The sequence below is a fragment of the Bacillus sp. RO1 genome (assembly GCF_012524115.1).
Taxonomy (GTDB): domain Bacteria; phylum Bacillota; class Bacilli; order Bacillales; family Bacillaceae_I; genus Sutcliffiella_A.
Map to the genome: position 1 here is coordinate 1 of NZ_JAAZWB010000006.1, position 7356 is coordinate 7356.

Sequence of the window (7356 nt, forward strand, 5' to 3'; positions counted from 1 at the left end):
AGCAATAGGCGAAGACTCCTGAGGGAGATAGCGTTTAGGGGAGACCCCGCAGGCGCTTTTCCGAGGAGGCTCCCCAAACGCCCCTAGGAAAGCGAAGCCTAATGCGGAAATCAACAGCGGTGTTTAACAGAGCCTATCTTTTAAAAAAGAAGCAAGGTTTCTGGCCCTTGCTTCTTTCTAATTATTCATTCACGATTTTCGTTAATAACTCTTCATCAAACTGCTTGTTTTTAAGCATGGAGATTTCATGTTTGTATGGCGGTTTACGATCTTTCTTGTCTTCACCAACGTATGGCGTCTCCAATATTTTTGGAATATGTTTTAATTGATCATGATGAACAATATAATTGATTGCATCAAAGCCAATATGACCAAATCCTATGTTTTCATGTCGGTCTTTACTAGCCCCGCAAGCATTCTTACTATCATTTATATGAAGGACCTTCAGTCTGTCTAAACCAATAATATCGTCAAACTGCTTCAGGACTCCATCAAAATCATTAACAATATCGTATCCAGCATCATGCACGTGACATGTGTCCAGGCAAATGGAAAGTTTTTCGTTAAGATGAACTCCGTCAATAATGGCTGCAAGTTCTTCAAAAGTACGACCACATTCAGAACCCTTTCCTGCCATGGTCTCTAATGCAATTTGAACATTCTGCTCTTTGGTCAGTGCCTCATTCAATCCTTTAATAATCTGGCTGATCCCAACTTCCGTTCCCGCACCGATATGCGCACCTGGGTGGAGGACAATCTGTTTTGCTCCGATAGCTTCCGTTCTTCTTACTTCTTCTGCTAGAAAATTTACTCCAAGCTCGTAAGTTTCTGGCTTCTGAGAGTTACCAATATTAATGATATATGGAGCATGTACAATAATCTCTTTCAAACCATGCTCTTTCATATGTGCAAGACCTGCTTCTATGTTAAGGTCTTCAATTTTTTTTCTTCGTGTATTTTGAGGAGCCCCTGTGTAGATCATAAATACATTTGATCCATAAGATGCAGCCTCTTCACTTGCAGCAAGCAGCATTTTTTTCCCGCTCATGGATACATGGGATCCAATTAGTAAGTTTTCCATAACATCACCTCTTTTAACAATCAGCCTTTATTTTATCATAAGGATGCCATGAAAGGTTACCGTGTTGCTCATGATTATCTTTTCTTTAGGCGGCGTTGTCTCTTTTTGTATTGCTCTACCTCGTATTTGTGTTTCTTTTTGTAGCCTGGTTTTACTTTCGTTGATTTTTTAACAGCTGTTTTCGCAGCAACGTCAATTTCATTAATTTGTTTTTTGCGATTTTGACGTTTATTACGTTGGCCGATTTCCACCAACTCTCCGTTTTTTAAGTCCATCTGAGTAAACTCTATTCCCAGCTTTTCAATTTGAGCTAATGCATTTTCATCTGTTGGTTCATATAGTGTAATAGCATTACCGGAATAATCTGCACGCGCTGTACGTCCAACTCGGTGTACATAGAAATCAAGGTCTGAAGGAAGCTCATAGTTAATAACATGACTGACCCCTTCAATATCAATTCCCCTTGCAGCCAGGTCTGTTGCAACCACATATTGATATTCCAAATCATTGATTTGCTTCATCATCTTTTTGCGTTCACGCGGGTTAAGATCCCCATGAATTCTACCCACTTTTAACCCTTGTTCAAGCAATGCATCTGCCACTTCATCTGCTTTTTTCTTCGTGTTGGTAAAGACGATCGCGAGATATGGATTATATTGAACAAGAACATCGTGCAATAATTTCGTTTTGCTTTTAGATTTAACCGGGATAAGCAAGTGTTTGATCTTCGCTGCAGTCACCTGTTTAGGCGCAACGTGAGTGTATTTTGGGTTTTCCATGTATTTACGCAAGAAAGGCTTAAGTTTTTCAGGTATAGTCGCTGAGAATACCATAATCTGAAGATTCTTTGGCATCGCAGCAGCAACCTTGTCTATATCCTCTATGAAACCCATATCAAGCATAAGGTCAGCTTCGTCTACTACTATTGATTTGGCAGTATGAACTAAAAGAGCATTTTCTACCATTAAATCTTTAATACGGCCAGGTGTTCCGACTACAATGTGCGGCTGTTGTTTTAGGCGATCAATCGTCCGTTGTTTGTCCGTACCGCCAATATAACAGCGGGCAGTAATCATGTCCTCACCAGAACAGAATTTAGTGATCTTCAATACTTCTTGGTAAATTTGATTAGCAAGCTCTCTTGTAGGTGCTGTAATAACGGCTTGTACTTCCTGTACAGAAGGATCAATTTTGCTCAAAATCGGGATCAGGTAAGCATGTGTTTTCCCTGTTCCTGTCTGAGACTGTCCAATGGCACTTTCTCCGTTTAATAGGGAAGGAATCATTCTTTCTTGGACTTCTGTCGGTTGTTTAAATCTAAGTTCTTTTACCGCTTCTAAAATGAATGGTTTTAAATTAAATTTTTCAAACGTTGTATTCATGTATTTACCTCCACTTTTAAAATCATGCATGGAATATGTATCTATGTCATTATTTTAAAGTTTCTATTTTCATTTATGAGTTATTCGCGTTCCGATACGTTCTGTTTAACCCCAAACAACTATTATAAAGGAGTTTTGTTTTTTTGGCTACACTACGGTTGTGCCCATTCTTTCCAGACAATAAACATGCCAAGCACTATCCGCATAAATTATAGGAGACCAGAAAAGCTACTTAAATTCCGGCAATTATAAAAATGATAATTTTTTCACGAAAGAAAGGAGGATTACCATGTTTTTTGGACCAAATCGATCAATGCCACCTATGCAGCAACCAATGCGGCCTTCCCCATTCCAAATGGGTCCAGGTCCCTCTCCATTTATGCAACAGCCGCAGAATAACATGTTCAATATGCTTAATATGCCCAATTCAAACATGTCCAATATGCCTAATCCAATGTTAAGAAACCCTTCTTCCTTTATGGGAGGCGCAGGACGCGGAATGGGCCTAGGTGGAAATAGTGGTGGAGGTGGCGGAGGACTGCTTGCCAAACTCTTTGGAAGAACAGGAGCTAGAAGCATCGGGAACATGGGTGGACTTGGTCAACTGGCCAATACAGGCGCAGGTGGAGGACTAGGTCAACTCGCTAATGCAGGAACGCTTCAGCAACTCATCAATCCAAACAACCTGACAGGCATGCTTGGAAATGTTCAAAAAGCGTTAAAAATGGCAGAAGGTGTCATGCCGATGGTTCAGCAATATGGACCTCTTGTAAGGAATATGCCTGCCATGCTCAAGCTATATAACGAACTGAAAAATGTTGATGATGACGATGATAATACAGATAACGAGTCAACAGAAGAAGCAAAACCGGAAGATGTTGAAAGTGAGAGTGCGGAGATAAGCAATACGAAGAAAAAAGTGAAGAAGGCTAAGACAAAGCCTACTTCCACAGAGCCCGAGGAAAAACCAGCAGGCGGTTCCGCACCTAAGCTTTATATCTAAGTTCCTAATATCTTCTTTTGTACTAACCTACTTATTTATACTATAATAGATAGTAAGTAGTGAGAGAGTGTTTATCACTCTCTTATTTGATGTAAGGAGGGTTATCCCTATATGGAACTTATAAAAATCGCCCCTCGTGGATACTGCTATGGTGTAGTGGATGCTATGGTGATTGCAAGAAATGCTGCATTGGATAAAACATTGCCACGACCAATCTATATACTAGGTATGATTGTTCATAATAAACATGTTACAGACGCATTTGAAGAAGAAGGAATCATTACATTAGACGGTGCGAATCGACTCGAGATCCTTGATCAGATTAACGAAGGAACCGTTATTTTCACCGCCCACGGTGTCTCACCGGAAGTAAAGATCCGCGCAAAGGAAAAAGGGTTGACCACCATTGACGCGACATGCCCGGATGTAACCCGTACACATGACCTGATTCGTATGAAAGAAGCACAAGGTTATGAAGTTATTTACATCGGGAAAAAAGGACATCCAGAGCCAGAAGGTGCGGTGGGAGTTGCTCCTTCCATTGTGCATTTAGTGGAGACGCTTGATGACGTGGAAGCATTATCGATTGATAGTAAGAAGATAATTGTAACCAACCAAACTACTATGAGTCAGTGGGATGTGGCCGACATCATGGTTAAGGTTCAAGAAAAATATCCTCATGTCGAGCAACATAAAGAAATTTGCCTTGCTACACAAGTCAGACAAGAAGCAGTGGCAGAACAAGCAGGACAAGCCGATGTGACTATAGTTGTTGGAGACCCAAAAAGCAACAACTCCAACAGACTGGCTCAAGTTTCTCAAGAAATTGCCGGAACTCCTGCCTACCGAATTTCCGATATCAGCGAATTAAAGGTAGAGTGGTTGATGAATGCTAGCACAGTCGCAGTTACAGCAGGTGCTTCTACACCGACTCCGATCACTAAGGAAGTTATTCAGTTTGTGGAGCAATTTGATCCGTTGAATAAAGATACTTGGAAGACAACGAAGAATGTACCTTTGCAAAAGATTTTGCCGAAAGTGAAGAAGGCGAAAACTTCATAAGGTTGACTGCACCCTCCTTTTGGAGGGTGTTTTTTTTTGATGCGTCGAGGGAAAAAGGTTATTGTTAGAAGAGTGGAATTAACGCACTCCCCACTTCAATCACCAAATACAAAAAAAGAAACGACCCCAAAGAGTCGTTCCTCCATCCATCACATAAATGTAAATGGATCTGTATTCGTTTCAGAAACTACAACCTCTAGCTCCCAAGTCTTTTCCTGTACTGCCTTCTCTAATCGCTGTGCGACACCTTTTTTCATAATCTTTTCAGCATAGTGCCCAGGGTCGACCACATTCAATCCGATTGCCATAGCATCATGAGCAGTATGAAAATAAAGATCTCCTGTCACATATACATCCGCACCGGCAAATTTTGCAGCATGAATATATTTGTTTCCGTCTCCGCCTAATACAGCAACCTTCTTAATCTCACTGTTCAAATTTCCAACTACTCGAACATTTTCCACTTCAAGACCTTTTTTCACATGAGATGCAAAATCAGCTAGCGACATTCCATCCTTTAACTTACCAACGCGTCCCAACCCTAGGGGATTCATCTCATTTTCAAGCTTGTATATATCATAAGCCACTTCCTCATATGGATGTGCCTTAAACAAAGCCTTCAAGATACGCTTCTCTATAGAGATGGGATATACAGTCTCCACCTTCATCTCTTCGACTTTTTCAAGTCGACCTTTTTCCCCAATAAAAGGATCTGTCCCATCTAAAGGAAGAAAGCGTCCTTCTCCCTCTGTTGTGAATGAGCAGTGACTATAGTTGCCAATATGCCCTGCCCCTGCATCACCCAAAGCCCCAAGAAGTGTTTCTGCATGGGAAACTGGAACAAATACGCTTAGTTTACGTAGTTCTTCTTGATAGGTTGGAACCAGCACGTTTACATCCTCAAGCTCTAGAGCTTCAGCTAGCAGGTCATTAACGCCGCCTTGTGCCACATCAAGATTTGTATGTGCCACATATACGCTGATGTCATGCTTGATGCATTTAGTGACTATTTTGCCGGCAGCTGAATGGTCTGTTACATTTGGAAGCGCCCTGAAGATTGGCGGGTGATGAGCAATGATTAAATCGACATTCCTACCAATTGCTTCATCTACTACCTCTTCGAGAACATCAAGTGTTACCATAACCTTATGAATCGGTTTATTCAACGTTCCAATTTGAAGCCCAATTTTATCCCCTTCCACTGCATATTTTTTAGGGGAGAACTGTTCGAACCATTCAATAACCTGCAAGCCATTAACTGTTTTCAAAACCCAGTTCCTCCTCTACCAGTCTAATTTTTTCTATAAGTTCTTTTCTTTTTTGTTCATTCGCCTCAGTATGGCCGGCTGCGTCAAGTTGAGCCACAATTTTTTTCCAATGTGCAAGCTCATGTGTCCACTTTTGTACAAAAACATCATTTCTTTCCTTCGCAAGAAACGGGCCTACAAGCATATACGCATCTTTTTTCACAGAGTAAGGTTTTTGGCTTTCCCCTCGCTCTGCAACCAGAATCTCATAGATCCTTCCATCATCCAGTAAGATTTGTTCTGCAACAAGTTCCCATTCATTTTCAATCAACCATTCCCTGATCTTTTTTGCACCTATATTCGGTTGAAGAATAAGCGTTTGAACTCCTGCTAGTTTTTCCTTTCCTTTTTCAAGGATGGACTGAATTAAAGTCCCACCCATTCCGGCAATGGTGATGCATGTAACCTCATTGGGAGAGATTACTTCCAAGCCATCCCCTTTTCTTACCTCAATGACCTGCTCTAATTCTGTTTTTCGAACCTGTTGAACCGCAGACTGAAAGGGACCTTCCACCACTTCACCGGCAATCCCTCTTTCGATCATTCCCTGCAAATAAGCGTAGCATGGTAGATAGGCATGATCTGAACCGATATCTGCCAATACACTGCCTTTTGGGATATAAGAAGCAACTGCTTCTAAACGTTTTGAAAGCTTTAATTCATTCATGTCTGTTTCCTCTTTACTTATGTATTTGAATTCCTATGTAACAAGTATAAAAAAAAATCCTTCACAAATGCAAAGGATCTTTTATATGTGTATCATTTTTCTAAAAAAACAAATCTTAATGTTCGCCTTCTTCTTCGCTTTTAGCGCCGTTTGCCAGCCACTCAGCAAGAACTTCAGCTTCTTTAGGTGTAGCTAGACCAGCAGGCATAGCGCCTTGTCCATTAACGATAACGTTTTGAATTTCTTCTTGGGATAGACGGTCACCAACATCTGTTAATGCAGGTGCAGCGCCTGCTCCTTCTAAGTTACCGCCGTGACAGCCGATACAAGAGTTTTGTTGGTAAAGCTCTTCTGCAGACAATTCTACAGTTTCGTCTTCACCGGATGCAATTTTTTCAGCCTGATCAAGTCCAACAAAAGATAATAGGAACATTAGTCCAAGACCTAATACCGCGATAAATGCAAAAGGAATAAGCGGATTACGATTCATGCTATTCAAACCTCCTTATGTACATGTACGTGTTTCTTATCTTATACAAGCACTCTCTATTTTACTTTATATTTTACTATAGGAAAAGACTTAAATGCCAACTTCTCTCGTAAATTCACAGTTTAGACAAAAACCTTCATCAGATAGATGAAGGTTTTTATGTTTGGTGATTATATTGTACCTCAAAATAGGAAAAGTGATGTGTTTTTGGAAAAATAATTTTGAATACGTGTAACTCCGCTGTTGATTTCCGCAAATGGCTTCGCTTTCCTAGGGGCGCTGCTGGAGCCTCCTCGGCTTCGCCTGCGGGGTCTCCACCTAGCGCTATCTCCCTCAGGAGTCTTCGCCTTTTGCTCCAATCAAC

7 protein-coding genes are annotated in these 7356 nt (G+C 41.0%); 2 read left to right on the forward strand and 5 right to left on the reverse strand.

Annotated elements, in window-relative coordinates; genetic code table 11:
- Window positions 1–181: 181 nt before the first annotated feature.
- Both HC179_RS00095 and HC179_RS00100 read right to left on the reverse strand, forming a co-directional pair.
- Window positions 182–1081 carry a deoxyribonuclease IV gene (locus tag HC179_RS00095; RefSeq protein ID WP_168862486.1) on the reverse strand — a complete coding sequence of 300 codons (900 nt, stop codon included), beginning with the start codon at window positions 1079–1081 and terminating at the stop codon, window positions 182–184.
- 74 nt (window positions 1082–1155) lie between these two features.
- A complete protein-coding gene (locus tag HC179_RS00100) occupies window positions 1156–2463 on the reverse strand; it encodes a DEAD/DEAH box helicase (protein WP_168862487.1) in 1308 nt (435 codons plus the stop codon).
- Window positions 2464–2752: 289 nt separating this feature from the next.
- Between HC179_RS00100 and vrrA the strand changes: the two genes are divergently transcribed.
- Window positions 2753–3466, forward strand: coding sequence for a VrrA/YqfQ family protein (gene vrrA, locus HC179_RS00105; RefSeq protein ID WP_168862488.1), 714 nt, complete (start codon window positions 2753–2755; stop codon window positions 3464–3466).
- A 111-nt stretch (window positions 3467–3577) separates the two neighbouring features.
- Complete coding sequence (locus HC179_RS00110) at window positions 3578–4528, forward strand: 4-hydroxy-3-methylbut-2-enyl diphosphate reductase (protein ID WP_168862489.1); 951 nt, start codon at window positions 3578–3580, stop codon at window positions 4526–4528.
- 149 nt (window positions 4529–4677) lie between these two features.
- On the opposite strand, the gene HC179_RS00115 is transcribed toward HC179_RS00110, so the two are convergent.
- The 3 genes from HC179_RS00115 to cccA form a co-directional block, all read right to left on the reverse strand.
- Entirely contained in the window at window positions 4678–5796 is a 1119-nt protein-coding gene (locus tag HC179_RS00115; RefSeq protein ID WP_168862490.1) for a Nif3-like dinuclear metal center hexameric protein, read from the reverse strand.
- Window positions 5783–6502, reverse strand: a complete 720-nt coding sequence (locus HC179_RS00120) for a tRNA (adenine(22)-N(1))-methyltransferase (protein WP_168862491.1) — start codon at window positions 6500–6502, stop codon at window positions 5783–5785. The genes HC179_RS00115 and HC179_RS00120 overlap by 14 nt, the downstream gene beginning before the upstream one ends.
- A gap of 115 nt (window positions 6503–6617) precedes the next feature.
- Window positions 6618–6992, reverse strand: a complete 375-nt coding sequence (gene cccA / locus HC179_RS00125) for a cytochrome c550 (RefSeq protein WP_168862492.1) — start codon at window positions 6990–6992, stop codon at window positions 6618–6620.
- Window positions 6993–7356: the final 364 nt, after the last annotated feature.

What these genes read in the sequence shown, in the direction of transcription:
- HC179_RS00100 (WP_168862487.1), bottom strand. Translation starts at nt 2,463, where the DNA reads ATGAATACAACGTTTGAAAAATTTAATTTAAAACCATTCATTTTAGAA.
- HC179_RS00120 (WP_168862491.1), bottom strand. Translation starts at nt 6,502, where the DNA reads ATGAATGAATTAAAGCTTTCAAAACGTTTAGAAGCAGTTGCTTCTTAT.
- HC179_RS00110 (WP_168862489.1), top strand. Translation starts at nt 3,578, where the DNA reads ATGGAACTTATAAAAATCGCCCCTCGTGGATACTGCTATGGTGTAGTG.
- HC179_RS00095 (WP_168862486.1), bottom strand. Translation starts at nt 1,081, where the DNA reads ATGGAAAACTTACTAATTGGATCCCATGTATCCATGAGCGGGAAAAAA.
- vrrA (WP_168862488.1), top strand. Translation starts at nt 2,753, where the DNA reads ATGTTTTTTGGACCAAATCGATCAATGCCACCTATGCAGCAACCAATG.
- cccA (WP_168862492.1), bottom strand. Translation starts at nt 6,992, where the DNA reads ATGAATCGTAATCCGCTTATTCCTTTTGCATTTATCGCGGTATTAGGT.